At 52.4% G+C, this 24,099-nt stretch carries 21 protein-coding genes; 18 read left to right on the plus strand and 3 right to left on the minus strand.

The window, feature by feature from the left end:
• Positions 1–577 precede the first annotated feature (577 nt).
• Positions 578–1,021, minus strand: a complete 444-nt coding sequence (locus tag ACTL32_RS00680; RefSeq protein ID WP_441339666.1) for a YwpF family protein — start codon at positions 1,019–1,021, stop codon at positions 578–580.
• Positions 1,022–1,301: 280 nt separating this feature from the next.
• Between ACTL32_RS00680 and ACTL32_RS00685 the strand changes: the two genes are divergently transcribed.
• Positions 1,302–1,706, plus strand: a complete 405-nt coding sequence (locus tag ACTL32_RS00685; protein ID WP_441339667.1) for a single-stranded DNA-binding protein — start codon at positions 1,302–1,304, stop codon at positions 1,704–1,706.
• Positions 1,707–1,728: 22 nt separating this feature from the next.
• Positions 1,729–1,872, plus strand: coding sequence for a hypothetical protein (locus tag ACTL32_RS00690; protein WP_204891047.1), 144 nt, complete (start codon positions 1,729–1,731; stop codon positions 1,870–1,872).
• 53 nt (positions 1,873–1,925) lie between these two features.
• Here the strand turns inward: ACTL32_RS00690 and ACTL32_RS00695 are convergent, their stop codons facing one another.
• Together ACTL32_RS00695 and ACTL32_RS00700 are read right to left on the minus strand one after the other, a co-directional pair.
• Positions 1,926–4,649, minus strand: coding sequence for a DEAD/DEAH box helicase (locus ACTL32_RS00695; protein WP_441339668.1), 2,724 nt, complete (start codon positions 4,647–4,649; stop codon positions 1,926–1,928).
• Positions 4,646–6,178 (minus strand): hypothetical protein, encoded by a 1,533-nt coding sequence (locus tag ACTL32_RS00700; protein ID WP_441339669.1) that lies wholly within the window; start codon positions 6,176–6,178, stop codon positions 4,646–4,648. Before ACTL32_RS00700 ends, ACTL32_RS00695 begins: the two co-directional genes overlap by 4 nt.
• Before the next feature lie 238 nt (positions 6,179–6,416).
• Here ACTL32_RS00700 and ACTL32_RS00705 point away from each other — a divergent pair, with 238 nt between their 5' ends.
• The 16 genes from ACTL32_RS00705 to ACTL32_RS00780 all read left to right on the plus strand — a co-directional run bounded on the left by ACTL32_RS00705 (position 6,417) and on the right by ACTL32_RS00780 (position 23,996).
• Positions 6,417–6,800, plus strand: coding sequence for a hypothetical protein (locus ACTL32_RS00705; protein ID WP_441339670.1), 384 nt, complete (start codon positions 6,417–6,419; stop codon positions 6,798–6,800).
• Positions 6,801–6,876: 76 nt separating this feature from the next.
• Positions 6,877–7,362 carry a transcriptional regulator gene (locus ACTL32_RS00710; RefSeq protein ID WP_441339671.1) on the plus strand — a complete coding sequence of 162 codons (486 nt, stop codon included), beginning with the start codon at positions 6,877–6,879 and terminating at the stop codon, positions 7,360–7,362.
• A gap of 528 nt (positions 7,363–7,890) precedes the next feature.
• Positions 7,891–8,715, plus strand: coding sequence for a M55 family metallopeptidase (locus tag ACTL32_RS00715; RefSeq protein ID WP_441339672.1), 825 nt, complete (start codon positions 7,891–7,893; stop codon positions 8,713–8,715).
• A gap of 42 nt (positions 8,716–8,757) precedes the next feature.
• A complete protein-coding gene (locus ACTL32_RS00720) occupies positions 8,758–9,681 on the plus strand; it encodes a S66 peptidase family protein (RefSeq protein WP_441339673.1) in 924 nt (307 codons plus the stop codon).
• A gap of 94 nt (positions 9,682–9,775) precedes the next feature.
• Positions 9,776–10,717, plus strand: a complete 942-nt coding sequence (locus tag ACTL32_RS00725; protein ID WP_441339674.1) for a C40 family peptidase — start codon at positions 9,776–9,778, stop codon at positions 10,715–10,717.
• Between the two features lie 105 nt (positions 10,718–10,822).
• Positions 10,823–11,044 carry a DUF2187 family protein gene (locus tag ACTL32_RS00730; protein ID WP_204891039.1) on the plus strand — a complete coding sequence of 74 codons (222 nt, stop codon included), beginning with the start codon at positions 10,823–10,825 and terminating at the stop codon, positions 11,042–11,044.
• A gap of 272 nt (positions 11,045–11,316) precedes the next feature.
• Positions 11,317–11,934: a hypothetical protein gene (locus ACTL32_RS00735; protein WP_441339675.1), complete on the plus strand. Its 618-nt coding sequence runs from the start codon at positions 11,317–11,319 to the stop codon at positions 11,932–11,934.
• Positions 11,927–13,225: an efflux RND transporter periplasmic adaptor subunit gene (locus tag ACTL32_RS00740; protein WP_441339676.1), complete on the plus strand. Its 1,299-nt coding sequence runs from the start codon at positions 11,927–11,929 to the stop codon at positions 13,223–13,225. Before ACTL32_RS00735 ends, ACTL32_RS00740 begins: the two co-directional genes overlap by 8 nt.
• Positions 13,226–13,520: 295 nt before the next feature.
• Positions 13,521–13,790, plus strand: a complete 270-nt coding sequence (locus tag ACTL32_RS00745; protein ID WP_441339677.1) for a YhdT family protein — start codon at positions 13,521–13,523, stop codon at positions 13,788–13,790.
• Entirely contained in the window at positions 13,787–15,265 is a 1,479-nt protein-coding gene (gene panF / locus ACTL32_RS00750; RefSeq protein WP_441339678.1) for a sodium/pantothenate symporter, read from the plus strand. The genes ACTL32_RS00745 and panF overlap by 4 nt, the downstream gene beginning before the upstream one ends.
• 336 nt (positions 15,266–15,601) lie before the next feature.
• Complete coding sequence (locus ACTL32_RS00755; protein ID WP_441339679.1) at positions 15,602–16,513, plus strand: DMT family transporter; 912 nt, start codon at positions 15,602–15,604, stop codon at positions 16,511–16,513.
• A 97-nt stretch (positions 16,514–16,610) separates the two neighbouring features.
• Positions 16,611–17,768 (plus strand): aminotransferase class I/II-fold pyridoxal phosphate-dependent enzyme, encoded by a 1,158-nt coding sequence (locus ACTL32_RS00760; RefSeq protein WP_441339680.1) that lies wholly within the window; start codon positions 16,611–16,613, stop codon positions 17,766–17,768.
• A gap of 496 nt (positions 17,769–18,264) precedes the next feature.
• Complete coding sequence (locus tag ACTL32_RS00765; RefSeq protein ID WP_441339681.1) at positions 18,265–19,878, plus strand: M20/M25/M40 family metallo-hydrolase; 1,614 nt, start codon at positions 18,265–18,267, stop codon at positions 19,876–19,878.
• A gap of 320 nt (positions 19,879–20,198) precedes the next feature.
• Positions 20,199–21,236, plus strand: coding sequence for a nuclease-related domain-containing protein (locus ACTL32_RS00770; RefSeq protein WP_441339682.1), 1,038 nt, complete (start codon positions 20,199–20,201; stop codon positions 21,234–21,236).
• A 545-nt stretch (positions 21,237–21,781) separates the two neighbouring features.
• Positions 21,782–22,915: a mandelate racemase/muconate lactonizing enzyme family protein gene (locus tag ACTL32_RS00775; protein ID WP_441339683.1), complete on the plus strand. Its 1,134-nt coding sequence runs from the start codon at positions 21,782–21,784 to the stop codon at positions 22,913–22,915.
• The gene (locus tag ACTL32_RS00780) at positions 22,905–23,996 is read left to right on the plus strand and encodes an amidohydrolase (RefSeq protein ID WP_441339684.1); all 1,092 of its coding nucleotides are present in this window, start codon (positions 22,905–22,907) and stop codon (positions 23,994–23,996) included. The genes ACTL32_RS00775 and ACTL32_RS00780 overlap by 11 nt, the downstream gene beginning before the upstream one ends.
• Positions 23,997–24,099: the final 103 nt, after the last annotated feature.

The raw sequence follows: 24,099 nt of genomic DNA on the forward strand, positions 1-24,099 counted from the left end.
GCTCATAGGCCTCCGAAAGCTGCTCATAGAACCAGAAAACCGCTCATAGAAAATAAAATAGGGATCGGAAAACGAACAAAGGCATCCGCCGGAGCGGATACCTAAGGTTAATTGTTGAAAAAGATATAAAACGCTTGTCTTTTAACCGATATTCCGCAAAACAGCTTCGCTTGCCGCGGGCGAGCGCCAAGCCTCCTCAGGCGCTAATGCGCCTTGCGGGGTCTCGGCTGTCTCGCTTTCCCGCAGGCAAGTATCGGCCAAACAGCATTTGGCCGGTACTTTGCGACGAAGCACGCAGTGCTGCAGGAGCAGTACGGTTTTCTCCGCTGTTTTGCTCCATATCTCAGATAGAACTGCGAAAACGGATAATGTTATCAGCTTTTGAGAGCGAAACCAGCGCCGGCGCGTCCAAGGGCTGGGCGAAGCTATGAGACGGGTGTCCTTCCCGGCTCATGGCGAAAGCCATGCCCGAAGCGGCCGAAGCGAGGTAGGAAGTTAATTTCGTCTATTAACTTATCTAAAGAAAGTTTCTCGACAGACTGACAAGGGCATCCTCCGAAGCGGATGCCCTTATGTTTTATTGCGATGGTTTCACTTCGTCCTTGCGCAGGACCGGGCGCTTGCGCATATCGTTTTCAAAGCGGTCCAGCAAATCGTCGCCTGCCAACCCGTCCTCCAATAGTTCCGCAAGGAGGGATTCGGCGTATTTGCGGCGGGCACGCTTCAATGTGCCTTTCAGCAGGACGGAAATATGATCGCCGATCACTTTGACTCCGTAGACCGCCACTTCGAATGTGGCCGGCTCGTTTTCCGGGTAGGAGATGACGACTTTGACGTCGTAAATCTTGCCCGTTTCCTTCATATTGTTGAAAACTTCCTGATACTTCATATCCATCAGCATTTCAAGCACCCAGGAACGGTGGCTGTTTTCCTGGTTGATGATGATGCCGTCTTCCAGCGGGTATGCCGTCAACTGGTCATCTTCAACAACGCTTAACGACAGCATTTTAAATGTCTTCACGCAACTCACTCCAAACATCGCTTTTTTCCAGTATATCATAGTCATTATTTTTGGGGCCGCCTCGAAAAAACAATGTAAAAAATAGCGAAAATCCATTTTTTATTTTCCCTTAAAAACTAAAAAAATGCCCTTATGGTCACAATGAAATACTGCAATTTTTTTCTTGCGGACGCGAAAAATAAAAAATTAGCGGCGAAAACGGCGTAAATTCCATTTTTGGGACTTTGCGCTGCCGCCGCTTTTCTTAGTATGCTCTGTGTAATCGGGAGGAGGTGAATACATGAACCAAGTCGGCATTGTAGGGAGGTTGACCAAAGATCCAGTGATGCGCGTTTTGGCAGAAGGCCGCGTACATACGTCGTTCGTTGTGGCGGTTTCACGGAACTACAAAAACCAGAAAGGGGATGTGGAAACGGATTTTGTCCTTTGTTCGACATGGGGCAGGCCCGCCCACAACATCCACAAATACTGCAGCAAAGGGTCGCTCGTCGCGGTAACGGGCAGGCTGCAGTCCCGGCATTACGACAGGGAGGACGGTTCGCGCGTCTATGTCACGGAAGTGCTGGGCGACCAGATCCGCTTCCTCGACAAACGGAAGGACAAGGAAGAACCATCCAGCCGGCAGCCGGAGTCTGAAGCAGATTTCGACTTCCAGCCGCCTTCTACGGAAGGAGTACGTGTATAACTGAAAAGGGAGGCACTTAGACATGCCGAAAGACGTGCAATTGCAATTAGAAGTGCATATGGAGCAATTGATCCGCTTGACTGCGTTGCTCCATCAGCGTTTGGCAGAAGCGGAGCGGGAACTAAGTGAACTGAAAGCGATCTTCCGTTCCGCTCAAGAAGGGTGACTGGTTTTCCGTCTAAAAGAAAATTCGGCCAGGTGGGGGCCTGGCCGAATCATTTAAAGATTATAGGTGAACAATTCCTTCAGTTCGCTGTCCGACAACTCGGTCATCCACTGGCTTGATTGGATGAACTGTTCAGACATCGATTGTTTCTGCGTCAAAAGCGAATCGATTTTTTCCTCGATCGTTCCGATCGTCACAAATTTATGGACATGGACAAACTGCGTCTGCCCGATGCGGTATGCCCGGTCAGTCGCCTGGTTCTCAACAGCCGGGTTCCACCATCTGTCAGCATGGAGGACGTGCGTGGCTGCGGTCAAGTTCAAGCCTGTGCCGCCCGCTTTCAATGACAAGATGAAAATCGGGAATTTGCCTTCCTGGAATGCAGCGACAAGTGAATCGCGCTGGTTTTTCGGCATGCTGCCGGTCAAGAATGGCACTTCATGGCCATACAGCTCGTTGATCGCCTGCTGCAGCAGATGGCCCATTCCGATATATTGCGTAAAAATCAAACATTGCTCCCCGCGTTCTGCAATTTCCCCTGCCAGAGTCACAATACGCTCCAGCTTCTGGGAACGGGGCAGGATTTCATCTGCCGTCGTATAGGGTTCTTTCAAGTACAGCGAAGGATGATTACATAACTGCTTCAGCTTGCTCAGCATTTTCAGCACAAGGCCCTTTTTCTCGAAGCCTGTGAGCGTCTCCATTTTCTGCACCGTATCCTGCACCAGCCCTTCGTACAATGCGGCCTGTTCCGGCGTCAGCGGGCAATATTCCAATTGCTCCTGCTTTTCCGGCAAGTTCAGCTGCAGATCCGGGTCTTTCTTCGTCCGGCGCAGAAGGAACGGCTGGATGCGCTGGCGCAATTTCTCCTTATGTTCCTCGGAATCGTCGCGTTCGATTGGAATCATGAAGTTTTCCTGGAACTGTTTGATGCGATACAAATAGCCTTTATTGATAAAGTCGAAGATCGACCATAATTCCGACAAGCGGTTTTCAATCGGCGTCCCCGTCAAGGCGATGTGGTGCTCGCCGCGGAATTTCCGGATAGTGCGCGATTGCTTTGTGTACATGTTCTTGATGTTTTGCGCTTCATCGAGCGTGATGCTGGTCCATTGGAGGCTTTGGATCTCTTCGGCATCCGATGAAGCAATGCCGTAGGTCGACAGCACGACGTCGGGTTTTTCGGCGTCGAGGAATTTCTGGAAATTCTCTCCCTTGGGGCGAGAAGGCCCGTAATGGGTGACCACTTTCAAGTCGGGGCCGAAGCGCTCAAGCTCTTTCTGCCAGTTGCCGAGCACTGAAGTCGGGCAGATGATCAATGAAGGCTGCACCGGCTTCTTGCCGTGGACGTGAAGCAGGTAAGCGATGAGCTGTACCGTTTTCCCGAGGCCCATGTCATCTGCAAGGCAAAGGCCGAAGCCTTCTTCGCGCATAAAGACCAGATAATCGAAACCGGTCTTCTGGTAAGGGCGCAGTTCGGTGTGCAGGTTCTCCGGAATGGGCGTCGGCGGCAAGTCGCGCTTGTCGAGCAATTTATCAAGCAGCGACCGCAGCGACTTGTTCAAGTGGAATTCGACAAGCGGATCGTCTTCTTCGATGCCTTCATCGAGCATGATTTCCGGCACATTCTGAAATAGCATATCCTTGATCGTCCAATCGGCATCTTCCGCTTCTTCGATCATTTTCCGCAGCTGCATGAGCAAATTGGAGTCGACGCGCACCCATTCATTGCCGATGCGGATAAATTCCTTGTTCTCTGCGACGAGCTGCTGGAAATCGTGCATGCTCAGTTCATGGCCGTTCAATGAGAACTGCCAGTCAAAGCGGATGATCTGGTCAAGGCCGACCACGGACGCCTTCTTGATCGGCGAATGGACATTGGCCTTGACGCGGACCTTCGATTCCTGGACCGCTTTGAGCCATGACGGAATCGATACCTCAATGCCGAAGGCCTGAAGGATTTCCGCATCGTTCCGGAGAAACTCCAGCACTTGTGCATCAGTCCATTCCGCGTGGTAAAAGCGGTCATCGTCGTAGTATTCGACGGACGGGCAGAGGCTCAGCATGAGCGACTGCTTGTCCTTGATATCTTGTGCGCTCGAACGCCATTTTTCAGGCAGCGCCTTGTCGATCGGTTCATCCATACGGCGCTTTGTCGGCGACCAGTATGATGACCCCCGCTTGGAGCGGAGCACGGTCCTGAACGACCAGAACGCATCGTTGTCGGGTTCGCTCAATTGCGCGGCCAGGACGTAATCGTCAGCAGCCGGCAAGCCGTCCCAGCCGGCCTGCTGCACGAAATGCTGGATGAACGGCAGTTGGGCAGGGGCTAGGCCTTTGGATTTCAATTGGTGGCGGATCGTATCGGCGAGGAACGACTGGATCTCAGCGTCGCCATAGGCGGCATCGACCAGAATGTCTTCGCCGTCGACCGAGACGTGGTCCCACAGCGCGGGATCGTTCAGCGAGTCGGCAACTTTGCCGGCAAGAGCCAGCCATGCCTCGTCCGCTGCTGACTGGCCGTTGAACGACACATAATGGTGTGGCTTCTGTTGGAACAACCGCACGAAATCGGCAGGGGTCAGCAAAAGGTCGAGCCCGTCGATGCGGGCGGTCAGCCCGTAGAAACTGGCCTTGTCGAGAAAATACAAATAGCTTTTCCACATTTCAGGCGGGATGCGGTTCCCCGCCTCATTGACCGCCTGGATGCGGAAATCATCGCCGCGGCTGATTTTCAGGTAATAAGTTCGGCTTCCTTCTGTCTGGAACTGAGTCATGCAAGCTGTCCTTTCTCGATCTCTTCCTGGAGCGCCCGCAAGCGCTTGTTCTGGGTGCGGATTTCATTGATATAAGCCTGCCAGAAGTCCAGTTGACCGCTTTTTTTGCAGGCGGCTTTCATCTTCTTCCAGATGCGGACCGCCTGCTTATAGCCCGGACGGTTCCGTTCTTCGAGGTAATCCATCGCGAAGCGGTGGTAAAGCGGCAGGACGTAATCAGGAGCTGCGTCCTGCACTTCTTTCAAGCCGCATTCCTCGACGAAATACAGCGGCGAATTGTGGAGATGGTGAAGCTCCGCCCATTGTTTATATAATTTCTTTTCGATCAGATAAGTGGAATAGGCCGGCAGCCCGTAATGGCCGAACTGCTTGAACAGGTCCTCCCAGTCGCTTTCGCTGAGCTGGATCTGCGAGAACAGGCGGCTCAGGATGCGGACATACTGGTGCCGGTACTGCGTGTATAAGCCTTCGAACAGGAATGTCTTGACGTGCGGTTTGACGGCTTTCAAAATCACTTCCATCGCTTGGCTGTGCCCTTCAGCCTCGGCAAGCACCGCGAGCTGGATCCAGTCGGATGTTTCGCCGGGCGAAATCTTTTCGACTGCGACATCCTCGCCGTTTAAAATGGCAAAAAATGCGGCAATCCGGGCGTCAGGCAAGCTGAACTGGCTTAGCTCTTCCCGGCGCAGCTTGCTGCCTGTGAACAACGAGGTCCAGAACAGGCGGTAGACCGTGAAGCGCTGGGAGAACGAGCCGTCTTTGACCTGGACGAACGAGCGTACGAGTTTGCGGAGATGGTCAAGAAATGCGTCGGCTTCAAAAGTCCGGTGCTGGACACGCAATGCTTCCAGCAGATCGCGCAGTTCATGGAGTTCGTCTTCGAACCAGGTTTTGAAGAACGAATGATGCACTTCATCTGCACCGGCTATATACGTGCTCCAAACTTCCATAAGCGAGATGAAGCGGGCATAGGTGCGGTAGAATACTTTCCATTCGCGTTCAAGCGGCACGAATGAAAGGGCATTTTTCAGGCGCCCTTCATACATCTGCTCGTAATAGAAGAAATTGCGTGTGGTGTAGTCCGGAACCGGTTCACGCCAAACGCTCCGGATGATCTGTGTCCACTGGTCAGGCGAACGCTTTTCGGCCAGCATCTTCACTTGGTCGCCGGGGCGTGCCCGCCAAGCCGCCACCCATTCCGACAAGGACGCGACTTTTTGGTAAAGGGAGAAGATGACGGCGAGCCGGTGGCGGCACATCTCTTCCTGCGGGCATGCGCAGATGACGGTCATCTTATCGAAATTCAAGACCACTTTGACGGCATGGGCATCTTTGACGACTGCCTCAAGGAGAAGCCGCTCTTCGTTGAACGACAAAATCTGGACGCCGTCGTGGCGCACTAAAAAGACTGCTTTTCGAACCATTTCCTCATCCAGCTCGCGCGTTGGAGTGAGTGCGTTGTCGATAGCAGCCATATAATTGTGGATCGTATCATCAAATCGGTTTGCCAGGGATTGAACCGTAGCCATTGCACATCGCTCCAAATAAAAACTTTCCTTCTATTATACGGCTTTAAAGGAGCGGCGTAAACGATGAAGAGAAGTTAATCGGTTTTAAACAGAATGATTTCCGTGTTTTGACGGGTGAATCGGGGCAAGAAAAGGGAATATACGGGAAGTATAATAAAAAAATGTCGCTTACTGGAAATATAATGGAACAACAAAATGGAAAAGGTCCTATAATTTATTTCGAAAGGAGAGATCGGCAATGCATAGCCGTTGGGTATTGGAAATACCGGAATTCGCTTTTCTGCTTCAACAGGAAACCATCCTGGAATGGCAATTATATGGCCCGGACAAAAAAGGCGGGTACCGGAAAGTGCGGTGGGAAGTGAGGGCTTCCGCAGCCGCTTCCCGGATCACAGCTGCCGGAAGCCGGCGCGGCGCGTTTTCCGCAGAAGTCGATTTCGAAGCACGGGAAATCGTCTTCTGCCAAGGCGAAATGAGCGACGGAGAGTTTACGGAATTCCTCCGGTATCTGATGGAGCGGACTTCTCTGCAGGTGCAGCCGGGGCTCATGCATTTTATCAGCAAGCGCAAAAAAGAGCCTGAAAATGCCTTCGAAAAGGACGATAAAACACCGACTTTTTGATATCCAAAATAAGAATTTTATGATATGATAATTGTAGTAAGAATTTTCAAACTCTTTTTGAAAAGGGGGGAGTGAAATGCTGCAGGTTAAATTGATGAAGCCTTTTTATACGAAAAAAGAAGGCCATTTGGTCAAGTTTGTGTTCGCCTACCAATACTTCTCCATTCTGAAAGACGATGAATTGTTCCACTTTATACCGGTAGAAGGCAAAGAAATTATCGTCAACTTAAATACCCTCCAAGTGGAGAATCTTTCTGAAGTCTTCGTGTTCCAAAAAGGAAACAGGTTTATACGCTTGCCACTGTATCAGCTCTTGCTGGTTTCGGATATCCATACCCATCTACAAGCGATTCTGCAAGAGGAGAGAGCGGGGTTGCTGGACGTGAATGATCAAGCGCGGGAAGAAGCAGAAGAAGCGATTCAATTTCTGGAAAAGGAAAATTACGAGCGCATGATCGATTATGCGCTGGAAACCAATAACAAGGAAATGTTTTTGAAACTGCTTGAACAGCAGTTGATGGAACGGCAATTGTACGAAAAACAGGAAAATGGAGGTTTTTAAAAGTGAAAGCAGCCAATGGATAAACGTCTGTCCGCCAAGCCAACCGGGACAGGCGTTTTAATATGCCTGAAAACAGCAAAAAGCCCTTTTCTGTCTTCCTAGAAAAGGGCTTTTAATATTCTTCGATATACATAATGCACCTCTCACATCATAGTGAAATAATTGATCAGCAGCATGACCGCTGTCGAACCGCCGATTCCAAGCGCAAGATCTTCCCATCCAAGTTCAAGCAATTTGTCAAAATTCATTCTCATCCGCTCCTTTTCCCCTGTTGTAAAATTTCTCTGAAGATCTTGGGTTCGCTAGTAAATTGATTTTTCAGTTTATTTATTAGCTTGTTTTCATTATAAAGGGCTGGGATTTTATTGCCATGGACCAAAATGACTAAAAATTCTAATTTTTCACAAGGCCGTTTGTCTATTTATTGGAAATGAAGGAATTCTTTCGTGAAATAATGCATTGATATCCGTTTGTTCTATTGCTAAAGTAAATTTTAGAAGGTTCCGATAATTAGAAAGGGATGTGCACATGAAATTTTACTTGTCGATGGATATGGAAGGCGTGACGGCGCTTCCGGATTATACATATGTCGATTCATCCGAACACAATTACGAGCGGGGCAGGCAGCTGATGACGCAGGATGCAAATGCTGTCATCGAAGGGGCATTTGACAGCGGCGCTTTGGAATTCACGGTCAACGACAGCCATTCGAAAATGAACAACCTGATTGCCGAAGACCTCCACGAAGAAGCCATGCTGATCACCGGCGGCGTCAAAGCGCTGTCGATGGTCGAAGGGCTCGATGCCACTTACGATGGTGCCTTCTTTGCCGGCTACCATGCGCGCGCCGGCCAGAAAGGCGTCATGTCGCATGCGATGATTTTCGGGGTCCGTTCGATGTGGATCAACGAGGTGGAAGTGGGGGAGTTCGGCTTGAATGCCTACGTTGCCGGGCATTTCGGCGTGCCGGTGCTGATGGTCGCCGGAGACGATTGTGCGTGCCGGGAAGCGGAAGCGCTCATTCCGAACATCGTCACTGCAGCGGTGAAAGAGTCCATCACCCGTTCGGCCGTAAAGGCGCTGCACCCGAAAAAAGCGCAGGCGCTGCTGCGGACCAAGACGGCGGAAGCGATCCGGAACCGGAAGCGCGTCCTGCCGCTCACCCCGCCGGAGTCGCCGGAACTGAAAATCGAGTTCACGAATTACGGCGAAGCGGAGCTCGCGGCACTTATGCCAGGGACGGAACTCATTCCCGGCACGACGGTTGTCCACTTTCAGGCCAAAGACATCCTGGAGGCGTACCGGGCGATGCTTGTCATGATCGAACTCGCTTTGCAAGCGAAATTCCGCTAAAACCGGTATGATTGAAAGATCAACGATTAGGAGTGGATTTATTTGCGGACTATGCCAAGACGATTGGAAAAAGGCGACACGGTGGGCATCATCGCCCCGTCAAGCCCGCCCAATCTGGAGAACTTACAAAAAGCCCTGCCGTTCATCGAAGGGCTGGGATTGAACATCAAGATGGGCAAGTCGGTCGAAGCGAAGCGCGGCTATCTGGCGGGAAGCGATGATGAACGGCTTGCGGATCTGCACAGCATGTTCGAGGACCCGGAAGTCAAAGGCATCATCTGTGCCGGCGGCGGATACGGCGCAGCGCGCTATGCCGACCGCATCGATTTCGGGATGATCAAGGAAAATCCGAAGGTGTTTTGGGGCTATTCAGATATCACGTTCCTCCATACGGCCATCGGGCAGTATGCGGACCTCGTGACATTCCACGGGCCGATGCTTGCGTCGGATGTCGGCAAGGACGAGTTTCATGAACGCAGCGGCCGCATGTTCGGCCAGCTTTTCGGTCCGTACGAACTGCATTATACCGAAGAGATTGCACCGCTCACCGCGCTTGTCGGTGGAGCGGGGGAAGGCGAATTGGTCGGCGGCAATCTGTCGCTCATCCGGAGCGGCATTGGCACGAAATTCGAACTGGATACGAAGGGCAAGATCCTGTTGATCGAAGACATTGACGAAGAGCCGTACCAGGTGGACGAGATGCTGAACCAGCTGCGCATGGCGCGGAAATTCGAGGAAGTGGCAGGCGTCGTCATCGGCGACTTCAAAAATGCCGAACCGAAAAAGCGGGAAAAATCATTGACGCTCGACGAAGTGTTCGATGATTATTTCAAGGATTTGAAAGTGCCGGTCGTCAAAGGCTTCAAAATCGGCCATTGCGAACCGCATTTCTCTTTGCCGCTCGGCGCGAAAGCCCGGCTTGACGGCGATGCCTTGACGCTGACAATCCTGCCAGGTGTGGAATAAGAAAAGTGCAGGCCAAGAAAAGATCAACCGATTTGAGCATTCAATAAAAACTGTATATTTTTCAGCCCAGAAACCAGTAGAGCGGAGGAACAAGATGATCAATTCAGAATCGACCAGGTGGGTAGCGAATGTACCGGTGGCGACGGTCTGGACCGAACCCGGAAAAGTACGGGACGTGGACGCATTCGGCACGGGTGAGAAAACCGACATTAATAAATGGATCAAGGCGATGTCCCCGGAAGAGAGCATGGACCTCGTCAGCAGCAACCGCGTGCAGACACAGCTCTTGTACGGCGAGCCGGTGCTTGTCGATGAAGTGGTCGACGGCTGGGCGAAGATCTGTGCCGTCTGGCAGCCGTCGAAAAAAGACGAGCGCGGCTATCCGGGCTGGGTGCCGCTTGCACAGCTGAAGGAAGTCGATGCATTGAGCGAAGCAGGATTCGCCCGCGTAGTTGCGGACAAAGCGCAGCTATGGACGGAAGACTTCAAGCCGCTTGCCGTTGCGCCGTTCAATGCCATGCTACCGGTGAAAGAAGCGGGCGAATTCGTCCGCGTGCAGACGCCGGACGGCGATGCCTTCATCATGGGAGAGCAAGTGGAGCTTGCGCCGAGTGTCGACGGAATCGCCAAAGGGAGCGGCATGGATGTGGCACAGCTGGCGGCCCAGTTTCTCGAACTGCCGTACTTCTGGGGCGGCATGTCGAGCTACGGCTTTGATTGTTCTGGATTCAGCTACAACCTGCTGAAAGCGAACGGCGTCATCATCCCGCGCGATGCAACGGACCAAGCGGAAGCGGGGCTCGAAATCGATAAGGACGATGAAAGAGCCTGGCAGATCGGCGACTTGCTGTTTTTCGCCTACGAAGAAGGAAAAGGCCGGCTGCACCACGTCGGCGTTTATTTCGGCAACGGCCTGATGATCCATTCGCCGACGCCCGGCAAAGCCGTGGAGATCATCGAACTTGCCGGCACCGTGCATGAGAAGGAATTATGCGCAGTGCGCCGCTTTACGGAAAATGGCGAGGCGGACTTTTAAAAGATTGAAGGAGTTCGCCCATTGATGACAAAAAGGTGAAATCCGGCTGTTTTTATGCTATAATAAATAGATATTGTTTCTATCTAAAGAGAGGCGTGGATGACGATGGCATTTCAACCGCATGAAAAAGAAGTATCTGAATTTGTAGCAGCCCGCAAGATTGGCGAATGGATTTCTTTCACACGCAACGGCGTAGAAGTCAATGGAACCATTTTTAAAATTATGGACAACTCGGTGATTGTTGAGATTTCACCGGAAGACGCAAAAGAAATTGGCGCGGCATCGAATATGACCGTGGTTTCCCATAAAAAGTATAAAATCGTCTGATTTTATTGCCCTGAAACTCCTGCAGAGATGCAGGAGTTTTTTTGTCCGGAGCGGGCTTTCGGGAATTTCTGTATGCCTTTAGACTCAAAGCTTGCACAATTGCCATTTATGGCCGGGTTTAGCGTTTCAAATTATCACAGTTTTTGGTAAAGTAAAGTATGCAGAACCATCACTTGCACTGAAAGGAATCACACCGCATGATATTTGATTTTAAATTTTGGCATTATTTTGCTCGGCAAAGCGACTTAATACATAATCTACATGCAACCACTATGCAGAAGTTTAACCGGCGGCTCGCCTGGATTTTCGCATTCGGCTTGCTGCTTTTTGCTGTCCGGGAAATCTGGGGGATGAACACCGCATCGCTGACGCCTTATTTGGCAAACGGCTTGTGGAGCGACTACACGCTGGCGCGCTGGACCTCGCTGCTTGGCACGCTCCTTTGGGCAGGCATCTATATGGCGTTCCATACATACGGCGTGGCCTACTTGTTCCTGCTGCTGACGAAAATGCGCTGGCGCCCTGCGCTCGTTATGCAGAGTTACGTGCTTGCACTCCTATTGATCGAAAAAGCGCTGCTGTTCTTGGTGTTCGCAGTGGCCGGCTATACGATGCCGGTTTCGCTGTTTTCATTCGGCCCGCTGGCAGCGACGTTTTTGGACATGCCGTTCCTGACGTTTTTCTTTAATCAGCTGACGGTGTTCACCGCGCTGATCATCGCATTCCAGTACCGCTTTGTCCGTTCGTTCACAGAAGTAGCGCCGAAGAAGCTCCTCTTTGTGCTCATTCTGGTCTATGTGCTGGTGGCTTTGGCCATCGCCGGCTTGAGCTATGTGCCGATCGGTGAAATGCTCGGCGACTTCACGAGAGGGGGCGCTTCGGTTGAATAAATTCTTTTTCATCGGCTTGTCCGTCGCCATTTCGGCGTTCATTGCGGCCAATGCCCTCTTGATGTTCGGAGAGAAAAGCATTTTGGTAAAAGACGTCTACATCAGCGAGTACCAGCGCGCATTCGGCAGTGAATACGAAGAGAACATGCCGAAAGAAGCGATCACGGCGCCGCTTGGCACGACGCAGATTTACGTCCAGGATTCGGAAGCGATCGAGCAGTGGCTCGTGAAAGAGGGAGATCCTGTCCAGGCAGGGTCGGAACTTGCGCTCTTGAATGAAGCGGAGACTGAGGAACAGCGCTCCATCTGGGAATCCGAGCGTTCTGCGCTGGAATCCGAGAAGTCGGAAGTGCAAAGTTCGCTCCGCGATTTGGAATCGGCCCGTTCTTCAAACGACGGTTCTGCAAGTGAAAGCAATGCGGACCGCTCGACCGGGACGAACGGCAACGGCGATACCATCGAATTCAATGTCGACCTCCAAGTCGGCGTTGAAGTGCCGCAGGACGGTTCGTATGCAGCGGGCATCGCCCAGGCTGAACAGCGCCTGGCAGCCATCGAATCGCAGCTGGCCGTTGTGAACGCCCAGCTGGACCAGCGCTTGTCGAATCCGGCATTAATCAGCCCGGTCGATGGCGTCGTCGCGAAAGTGAACGGCGATTCGCTGCCGCTCAGCATTGAAATCTACTCGAACGACAAATCGTTCATCACGTACGCCTTTGAAGACGAATGGCAGGACATCGCTGTCCAGGACCGCGTCATGGTGCAGGCGGAAGGCATGGCCCAAGCCGTAGCGGGAACCGTGCTTGCTGTATCGCAAGTGCCGGCGGAAGATTCAAGATGGCTTGACGCGTACCGCGCCCTCGAGCCGACCGAACAGCCGAACCCGCTCGCCTTTTACGAAGTGCGCATCATGCCGGACCAGCCGATCGAAGACAACCTGCCATTCGGCCACAAGGCGAATGCACAAATCACTGTCAACGCTGCCCAGGATGCAGTCGCGCTTCCGGAGCCGTGGCTCTTTGACCGCAATGAGCAGGCCGGCTTCGTCCATAAACTGTCGCCGGAAGGCTACGCCATCAAAGTTCCCGCCACCGTCAGTTTCGATACCGGCGGCAAAGCGGTGCTTACTGAAGGCGTCATCCCCGGCGAAGTGGCGGTCGAAGAAGACCGCCTCAGAAGAATCGAAGCCTCGCCGGCTGTCTTTGTGCCATTCCCGATTGTCCGGCCTGACTTCGAACTCGCCAAGAACACCAATTGGCGCGTTTATGTCGAATATTTGCTGGCACGGTGAAATAGACCCTCGAAAGCTCCTGCTTTCGGGGGTTTTTGTATGGAATGAAAGAGGGGGGGGCGGGTTGAGTGATCATAGGATTGGGTTGAGCGCTCATAGGATTGCGAAAAGTGATCATAGAATTCCCAGGGTGATCATAGAGGCGCCAAAACTGCTCATAGAACTGCGAAAACCGCTCATAGAACAATGTATAACTTTCCGGCGCCCTGCCAACGGAAAAAAGCATGCGTGACAGCTTGCCCGGCAATTGGTACGATAAGGTCATTGACAGGTTTTAGGGAACGGAGTGGAAGAAATGAAAGAAACGGACTGGCGCTTTAAAGTCGCCAACCGGGAAGCGCTGATCGGTGTCGGGCTCGCATTGTTCAATTTTGTCTGGTGGTTCGGCTTTGCCTACGGCATGGGCTCGCGGCCTGTCGAGGAGTATACCTATGTATTCGGCTTGCCGGACTGGTTTTTCTATAGCTGCGTACTCGGCTTTTTGCTGATTGTGGTGCTTGTCATCGTCATTGTGAAGTTTTTCTTTGTCGAAGTGCCGTTTGAAGAGGAGGATGAGGAACGATGAATTTCGCAGTGATCCTCCCCATGCTCGTGTTTTTATTGATCATCTTCGGCATCGGCTATTGGTCGAGCACGAAGCTTGCTGACAGCTCGAATTTCATCAGCGATTATTTCCTCGGCAGCCGGGAGCTCGGCGGCTTTGTCCTGGCGATGACGATGGTCGCAACATACGGCAGTGCATCGAGTTTCCTGGGCGGCCCCGGTACCGCCTACACGATGGGCTTCGGTTGGGTGCTGCTTGCAATGACGCAAGTCGTCACCGGTTATTTCGTGCTGATGATCCTCGGCAAAAAGTTCGCCATCATGGCGCGCCGCTATAATGCGGTGACGATGATCGATTTTCTGAAGGCCCGCTACGACAGCACCTGGGTCGTCCTTTTGTCGGCTCTCAGCATCATCATTTTCCTGTTTTCCGCAATGGCGGCGCAGTGGATCGGCGGGGCGCGCCTCGTTGAATCGCTGACCGGTTTGTCGTATAACTCGGCGCTCTTCATCTTCGCGGTTTCGGTGCTGGTTTATGTCACGATCGGCGGATTCCGTGCGGTCGCGGTCACCGACGCCGTCCAAGGCGCGGTGATGCTCGTCGGAACGCTGGTGCTGCTCATCGCGGTCATCATCGCAGGCGGCGGCGTACCGAACATCATGAACGATTTGGTGAATGAAAACCCGAACCTCGTGACGCCGTTCGGGGCGGACGGCAATTTGAGCGCCGCCTACGTGTCGTCCTTCTGGATACTCGTCGGCGTCGGCGTCGTCGGGCTGCCGCAAATATCAGTCCGGGCAATGTCTTATAAAAATGCCCGGTCGATGCACCGGGCATTGATCATCGGGACGGTTGTCACCGGCGTCATCATGCTCAATATGCATTTGATCGGCGTGTTCGCGCGCCCGATCCTGCCGGGCATCGATGTCGGTGACAAAGTCATTCCGCTGATTGCGCTCGAGACGCTGCCGGCGTGGGCAGCGGGCATTGTCCTCGCCGCTCCGATGGCGGCGATTATGTCGACGGTCGATTCACTGCTCATTTTGGTCAGCTCGTCGATCGTCAAAGACGTCTACTTGAACTACATCAAGCCGGAAGCGGACATCAAAACCATCAAGCGGCTGTCGTTCGGCGTCACCGGCGCGCTCGGCATCGTCGTCTACCTGCTTGCGCTTAATCCGCCGGACTTGCTGATCTTCCTTAATTTATTTGCGTTCGGCGGTCTGGAAGCGGCGTTCATCTGGCCGGTCGTGCTCGGCCTTTACTGGAAATGGGGCAATAAATTCGGCGCCATCGCATCGATGGTGACCGGTATCGCCAGCTACGTCGCGCTGCATTTCTACAATGCCGCAAACGGCAACTTGTTCGGCGTCCATACCGTCACCGTGCCGGTCGTGCTGTCCTTGTTCGCCTTTGTCGTGTTCAGTTTGCTGATCGGCAAGAAGGCGTACGATTATGATGTGCGCCCGGTTGGAGTGAAAAAGCAGGAAGCGTAGTGAGGATTCTCTATCGGCGGTTTGGACGAGTTCTATCGATGTTTCCAAGCTTTCTATCTACGTTAGCCAGCTTTCTATCGGCGTTTCGGGCATCTCTATCGATGTTCTCGCAAAAGCGCTTGCTAAAAATGAAAAGGCCTTCGCTTCGGCGAAGGCCTTTTATCCTGCCAAAAAGGAGCACTTCTTTGGTTGAAGACAAAATATACAAGTGTATCCGTTTTCATTACCATTTCACCCCTTCCAAAACTCCCAAAAGGCGCCAGCGCCATTTACTTTCTTTCCGCTAAGGCGTAGAATGGGTGGATAATTCGGAAGGCGAAAGAAGGCGTGGCGCACGTGAACCAGTGGAAGATCTATGCAATATTAACGTTTGTTATGCTCATGTGGGGCTTTAATCTGCCCTCAGTAAAATATTTGGTCAGCCATGTTGAGCCGGTCACGCTGACGGCATTCCGCATCCTGGTTGCCGGGATTTCCGTATTCGTCATCCTCGCGGCGGTGAAGTTGCTGCGCTGGCCGCGGAAAACGGAATGGGGTTTCATTTTTCTCGGATCGTCGTTGAACGTGGTGGCACACCATTACTTCCTGTCGAGCGGGCTTTCCATCACATCCGGCTCGAACGCTGGCTTGATCCTCGGGACCGGGCCGATGCTTACGGCAGTGCTGGTGTCGCTCATCATGCGGAGTTATCCATCGAGATTGCAGTGGCTCGGTGTAGTCATCGGACTCGCCGGCGTCGCCGCGACGGTTTTGGTCGGAAGCGAGACGACCGGCATGAACCTCGGAGACATTTTCGTTTTCATTTCCATCCTTGCTCAGGTGTTCAGCTATATCGTCATCTCACGGGCGGCGGGTTCGATGGATCCGCGGCTGTTGACCGCGTATATGTTTGTCGTCGGCTCGATTCTGCTCTTCATCATCTCACTGGTGCAGGAGCCGGGCGAAATCAGTGCGTTCGCCGATGTGCCGCCAATGTTCTGGCTGGCATTCTTCTTCTCGGCTGTTCTCGGCACAGCCGTCGGGCACATGCTCTATAATTACTCGATCGGACAAGCGGGACCGACAAAAGCTGCAATCTTCATGAACCTGAACACTCTGTTCTCGCTCGTCGGCGCCAGCGTCATCCTCGGCGAAGCCATCACAAGCCGCCATATCTACGGCCTCGTGCTGATCGTCATCGGCGTGCTGTTCGGCTCGGGAGCGGCAGAAGACTTAATACGCAAACGGAAAAAGCGGCTCAGCACATGAGCCGCTTTTTTTCGTTCCGGCAGCCCGTCATGGTTTATTTTCAGCAAATATGCAATATAATAGAGGAAAGCCTAACAAGAAACGGAGATTTTTGCATATGCCATTAACTTTGAACCCGCGCACCCAGGCGCTTCCGGTCTCCGGAATCCGCCAGTTTTTCAATCAGCTTGTCGATTATCCGGACGCCGTCAACCTGACAATCGGCCAGCCCGATTTTCCGACGCCGGAAGCGGTGAAGCAGGCGGGGAAAGACGCCATCACCAACGACATGACGGGTTATTCCCATAACGCGGGCTTGATCGAGCTTCGCATCGAAGCGGCGGATTTCTTCAAGGACCGCTATGGCCTCGACTACAACGCGCAAACGGAGATTATCGTCACGAATGGTGCGACCGAAGCGCTTGATGCGGTGTTCCGCACGATTCTCGAGCCGGGCGACGAAGTCATCGTCCCGTCGCCGTGCTACACGGGCTACGGCCCGATCATCGAGATGAACGGCGGCAAGCCGGTGCTGCTCGACACGTCCCACACCGGGCTCGTGCCGACAGCCGAAAACCTGAAAGCGCTCGTGACGAATAAAACCAAAGCGATCCTGTTCAATTTCCCGTCCAACCCGACCGGCGTGACGCTGACTCGGGAGCAAATGGCTCCGCTCGTCGAAGAGCTCAGCAAACACGACTTTTTCGTGGTGACGGATGAAATCTACAGTGAAAATACATTCGAAGGCGAACACACCTCGTTCGCCGCGTTCGATGAAATCAAAGACCGGACATTTTTGGTCCAAGGCTTGTCGAAATCGCATTCGATGACCGGCTGGCGCATGGGCTTCCTGCTCGGGCCGGAAAGGTTCATGCAGCATGTTCTAAAAGTGCATATGTACAACGCAGTCTGCGCATCGCTGCCGAGCCAGTATGCAGCCATCGAAGCGCTGAAGAACAACCGCCACGCGCCGGAAGAAATGAACCGCGCCTATAAAGAGCGCCGCGATTTCGTCTACGGCAAGCTGCTCGACATGGGGCTTGACGTCGTCAAACCGCGCGGCGCGTTCTATATCTTCCCGTCGGTCGAGAAATACGGCATGACCTCATTCGAGTTTGCGACGCGTTTATTGAAAGAAGGCGGCGTCGCCGCAGTGCCGGGCTCCGCCTTTACGCCATACGGCGAAGGCTTCCTGCGCATTTCGTATGCCTACTCGATGCCGACGCTTGAAAAAGCGATGGACCTCATGGCAAAATGGCTAAAGACATTGAAATAAGAAAAGCGCAGGCGGCCTTGTAGATTCGACGGGCATAAGACAGACCGGCGAAGCGGCGCTCGTTGCCGCACAGCTTCGAAAAGTAGAAGTGCCTGTTCAGCTCTGACAGGCATAAGACAGGCCAGCGAAGTGGCGCTCTTTGCCACACAGCTGGATTGGCTTATGACCCGAAGAGCTAGGCATTGAACTAGACACGGAATGGCTTATGACCCCGAGAATCTAGCCGCCGGAGACTGGACAATAAGAAAAGCGCAGTCGGCTGTGTAGCCCCGACAAGCGCTGGAGGGCCTGAAGGGAACGGCGCTCTTTGCCGTTCTCAGCAGGACCGAAGCGACCTCGAGGGGCTGGCTGCCGTAGTTGGACAATAAGAAAAGCGCACAGTTACCTTTGCGCTATTAAAATAAAATAACAACAAGCTGCACGTGAACGGTTTGGAGAGTCATAGTCAGTGGATTCCCCGCTTGAATGGAGCGGGGAAAAAAGGAGGGCATCATAGATGACGGCATTGTGGGGGACACCCGAGAAATTACAGGATTTATTATGCGAATTGGTCGGCTGGAAAAGCTTGACGCTGACAGAAGGCGAAGTGGAATTCGCGTACCTATTAAAAGAGAAACTGGAAGAGCTGCCGTATTTCCAGGAAAATCCGGATCATGTGCACCTCAGCGAAGTCAACTGGGGGCGCGAGAACGTGACGGCGCTTTACAAGCATCCGGATGCGGTGGATACCGTCGTCCTGATGAGCCATTACGATACGGTGCACACATCTGAATACGGCGACCTCGAACCGCTCGCCTGCAGTCCGTATGAACTGGCCGAAGCGTTCAAAGCTGTGAAGGACGAGCTGGACCACTATGCACAGGCAGACCTGGAATCGGGTGAATACCTGTTCGGACGCGGCACCATGGACATGAAAGCGGGCCTCGCGCTCCACATGGCGCTCATCGAAAAAGCCGCAACCGAAGGATGGCAGATCAATCTTTTATTGATGTCCGTGCCGGACGAAGAAGTCAACTCGGCAGGCATGCGCTACGGCGTTGCGAAACTGCTCGACCTCGAGCGGGAATTCGGTCTTGAATACATCCTGTTCCTGAACGGCGAACCGGTCTTTGCCCAGAAGCCGGGCGATACGGAGCATTACCTGTACACCGGCTCGATCGGCAAGATCATGCCGTCGGCGATGTTCTACGGCAAAGAGACGCACGTCGGCGAACCGCTGTCGGGCATCACATCGAGCTACATCTCGACCTACCTGACGCACCGCATGGAATGGAATGAAAACTTCAAGGAAACCGAATACGGCGAAACGACGCCGCTGCCGGTGACGCTCATGATGCGCGACATGAAGACCCATTATTCCGCGCAGACGCCATACCGCACCAGCGCGATGTACAACGTTTTCCTGATGAAAAAAGACGCCGAAGAAGTCTTTGCCCAATTCGAAAAAGTCGCCATCGAAGCGATGGAGCATTGCACCCGCGACTATCTCACGATGTGCGAACGCGAAGGGATCGAACCGGTCGGCGACATCAAAGTCCTGCGCTTCCAACAATTGATGGATTATGCCATCAATAAATTCGGCCTCGACTATATCAACAACGCCCTTTACGACACCATGATGCACCCGGAATGGGACGTCCGTGAAAAATCGATGCACATCGTCGACATCCTGCTCATCAACTGCCAGGAACTCACGCCGGCATGCGTCCTCCTGTATGCGCCGCCGTTCTACCCGCCGGTCAACTCAAGCGAAGACGAACTCGTCAAACGCTGCGTCGAACAAGTCACGGCGAACGCCAAAGAGCGCTTCGGCCTCGACATCAAGCAGATCCACTACTTCAACGGCATTTCGGATCTCAGCTACGTCAACTACGGCGACCAGCAGGACAGCTTCATCACGTATGAAAAAAACACACCGGTCTACGGCGACTCCTACAGCATCCCGTTCCATGCCATGAAAGAACTGGACGCGCCCGTACTCAACGTCGGCCCGTTCGGCAAAGACGCCCATAAGCGCACGGAACGCCTGCACATCAAAAACACATTCGAAGAAATGCCGCTGCTGCTCGAAGAGATGATCCTGTCGATTCCTGTGAAAAGCCGGCAGTGATATGAACGCTATCCGCCTTTTGGCGGGTGGCGTTTTTTTGTGGGCTGCCAAACTCTTGCAGAAAGCAGAAGAGTTACTGTAGAAACTTTAACAAGTCATGTAAGAGCAAAAGGAGTTCATGTATAAACAGAAAGAATACAGGTGAAAATCAAAAAAGTTCATGAAGAAAAAAGAAATCTCCTAAAGTTAATGATAGCGTTTTGCTTCAGCGAAACGCGCTTCATTCGTTAAAGGAGACCTTCGCTGCGGCGAAGGTCTTTGCAAATCATGCTTTTCAAATACGATAAAACCTATCAAATATCATTTTTGAACCGCATATAATGATCAAAAATGATATTTGGATATTTATGGAATTTTATCGAAACGCCTGCTACAATGATGTTGAGGTGATGCGAATGATCATTAAATACCGAAATAGGCCGGCAAAAATTGCCGGTTATGAAGCGCTGCTGAAGCGGCTGCCTTCAAATCATGTGAAAAGGGGGATGATTACAGAAAAACTGGGTGCAATAAAAGCTGGAGCAGGTGGTGAAGAACGAGTAGACAAGCTACTTTCTTTTTTTGAGCCCGATTATCCATATCTGGTAATTCAAGACCTCTCACTGCCTGACCAAAGTCAAATCGATTCACTTATTATTACCCAGGAAAAGATCATTATTTTAGAAATCAAAAACTTAGGAGGAGAACTGCGATTAAGATCAAATCCAAGTGTATTGACTCAAAAAATGCCGAATGGTAAACAGCGTTTCTTTAAGAGTCCGGTTGTGCAGGCAGAAACGGCTAAGATTAAACTTGAAAAACTGCTCAAGAGAGCAGAATACAATCTGCCAGTCGACTCTGTTGTCGTCATGGCTTACTCCTCTCAATTCATCCAGGACGTACCGGCTGATGTTAAAGTTTGGACTGCCGATGAGCTCCTTCTCCAGCTGTATCGCATGGATATTCAAAATAAAAATATCAATATGAGCCAATTGCAGGCAATAGGGGATTACCTTCTTGCTGCAGATCGCCGATACCAGCCTTTTCCATTAGCCCCCAAACTTGATATAGCTCTCACAGAAATTGATAACGGCGTCTTTTGCCCACGCTGTCGATTGCGGAAAATGGAACGCAACATTCGCCGATGGGAATGCAAGCCATGCCATCTTTTTAGCAAGAACGCACACTTGGAAGCAATTGATGAATGGTTTATGCTCTGCAAACTGACCATCAATACAAAGGAATGCAAGGACTTTCTTGGTCTGACGGATTTAGACGCAGCAAAGCGCGTGCTTAAAAGAAAAGGGTTGATTGAAACAGGAGGGCGAAGACATCGCCTTTATCTTCAACAGCATGGAGCCGATTTGCTGTTAAAATAAGTTAATTCCTTTAAGACAAGATTTATAGACAAGCGATTAGTTCATGTAAGAAGTTAAATAGTTAATGTAGAAATAGAAATAGTTCATGTTAGAATGCTGAAAATACATGTAGAAAGAAAAATAAGTCCTTTAAGAAAAAATTTAGTGCATATAAAAAAGCCACAGTAGGATAGAATAAATGAAAATGCATTTCGCTTCTGCGAAATGCGCACTTGCCCGAAAAGGAGACCTTCGCTGTTGCGAAGGTCTTTTCCATTACATCTCTTTTGATCTTCGTATCTTAGAGCTGTTCCCTGACATAGGTCATGTATAAACTTGAAAAGTCCACGTAGAAAGCTGAAAAGTTCATGTAAGAACGGAAATACTTCATGTATAAATCAAAAGAGTTCATGTAAAGGGCGCATCTTTTCTAAACAGCCCCAGAATTCGAGGATATCTCAATGCTCATTACTAATACACCAACCCCAAACTCCTCCAAAATCCCCTAACCCCGCACACGAAAATCATGTACAATTTACTTTGTACATAAATGGAGGGGATTGCTGATGAAGATTGTAAAAGCTGAGATCCATGCAGTAGAGTTTCCGCTGAAAGAGCCGTTCATCATTTCGTATGCGACGTATCCGCATATGGCGGCGGTGATTGTGAAACTGGTGACCGACACAGGGCTTACCGGCTACGGGGAAGCGGTGCCGGATGAGCACGTGACAGGCGAGCAGGTCGACGGGACCTATGAAATCCTGAAAAACGTCCTGGCGCCGCAAGTCATCGGCCAGAGCCCGTTCGATATCGAGAACATCCACCACCGGATGAACGGGGCGATTGCGCGCAACCCGGCGGCGAAAGCGGCGATTGACATCGCGTGCTACGACCTGATGGGGAAAGCGGTCAACCAGCCGGTCTATAACCTGATCGGCGGACGGGCGCATGACAATTTGCAATACCCGAAAGTGCTGAGCATCGAAGCGCCGGAAATCATGGCGGAAAAAGCGAAAAAAGCGATGGAAGGAGGCTTCAGCAGCCTCAAGCTGAAAGTGGGCGGCACGGATTCCGCAACCGATATCAAGCGCATTTACGCCGTCCGCGAAGCGGTCGGCCCGGACATGCCGATCCGCATCGACGTCAACCAGGGCTGGAAAACGGTCGGGCATGCGGTGCAGGTGATCAACCAGCTCCAAGGCGCGAACCTCACCTGGGTCGAACAGCCGATCCGCATGGGCAACATCCGCGGACTTGCCGACGTGCGGCAGAAAACGTCGACGCCGATCATGGCCGACGAATCAGTCCAGTCGATGGAAGACGTCCTGGAAATCATCCGCTTGGAAGCGGCCGATTACATCAACATCAAACTGATGAAGTGCGGCGGCATCTTCCCGGCGATCGCCATGGCGAAAGCGGCTGAAGCGGCCGGCATCATCGCCCAGATCGGTTCGATGGTGGAATCGTCCGTCGGTTCGGCGGCCGGCTACCACGCCGTCATGTCCCGCCGCAACATCGAAACGGCGGAACTGACCGGACCGCTCCTGTTCGCAGAAGAAATCGGCGACTTGGATTTCCAATTGCCGTATGTCCACCTGGCGGACAAACCAGGTCTCGGCATCAACGTCGACGAAGTGCAGCTCCAGAAGCTGACGACAATGGCATGCGTCGTTGAAGGGGAACAGCATCATGGAAATTAAACCGCAGATTGAAGCTTATTTCAGCCATTTCCATGCACATCCGGAAGTGAGCTGGAAAGAAGTCGAGACGACGAAAAAGCTCGCAGAAATCATGGAAGGCCTCAATATCCCTTACCGCACGTTCGATGACGTAACGGGACTGCTTGCGGAAATTGGGGAAGGCGACCGCGTCGTGGCGGTCCGCGCAGACATCGATGCGCTTTGGCAGGAGGTCGGCGGCCAAGTGCAGGCCAACCATTCCTGCGGGCACGATGCCAATATCTCAATGGTGCTTGGTGCACTCCTATACTTGAAAAATGAAACCTTGACGAAACGTATACGTTTCATTTTCCAGCCGGCCGAGGAGCAGGGGAACGGGTCGCTTGCGATGATCGAACGCGGCGCACTCGAAGGCGTCTCGCATTTGTACGGCGTCCATCTCCGGCCAATCGAGGAATTGCCGTTCGGCAAAGTGGCGCCGGCCATCTATCACGGCTCGGGGATTTTCCTGAAAGGCAAGATCACCGGCGTGGACGCGCACGGGGCACGGCCGCACCAGGGAAAGAACGCCATCGATGTGATTGCGGCCATCCATCAATTCATCAAGTCGATCTATTTCTCGCCGTTTGAATCGTATTCCGCCAAATTGACGAACATCCAGGCCGGCGGCGATTCGCTGAACATCATCCCCGGAAGCGCATCGTTTGCGCTCGATGTGCGTTCGCAATCGAATGAAATTATGGGCAAATTAAGAAGCCGCATCGATGAAGGGCTCGCCTCCATCGCCGCGCTTTACGATATCTCTATCGACTGGGAATGGACGGATTACACGCCCGCTGCCGAAGTGTCGGATGAGGCGATGGAAATTGCGGATGCGGCAATCCGGTCGGCCATCGGAGATGAAAACACGGCGCCGCCGGTCGATACGACAGGCGCGGACGATTTCCATTTCTACACGATCAAAAAGCCGGAACTGAAAGCGGCGATGCTTGGAATCGGCGCGGACCTCGCGCCGGGCCTCCATCATCCCGATATGGCATTCAACCGCGACGCACTCGATATCGGTGCCCGCGTGCTGGCGGAGACGCTGAAAAAAAGCTGAAGTAAAGAAAAGCGAAAGCGCCCGTTAAGCCCCGACAAGCGCTGGAGGGTTTGGTAGCCATGGCACTTTTTGCCATGGCAGACAAAACCGAAGCGACTCGAGG

The sequence above is a fragment of the Planococcus sp. FY231025 genome, assembly GCF_052078085.1.
GTDB lineage: Bacteria > Bacillota > Bacilli > Bacillales_A > Planococcaceae > Planococcus.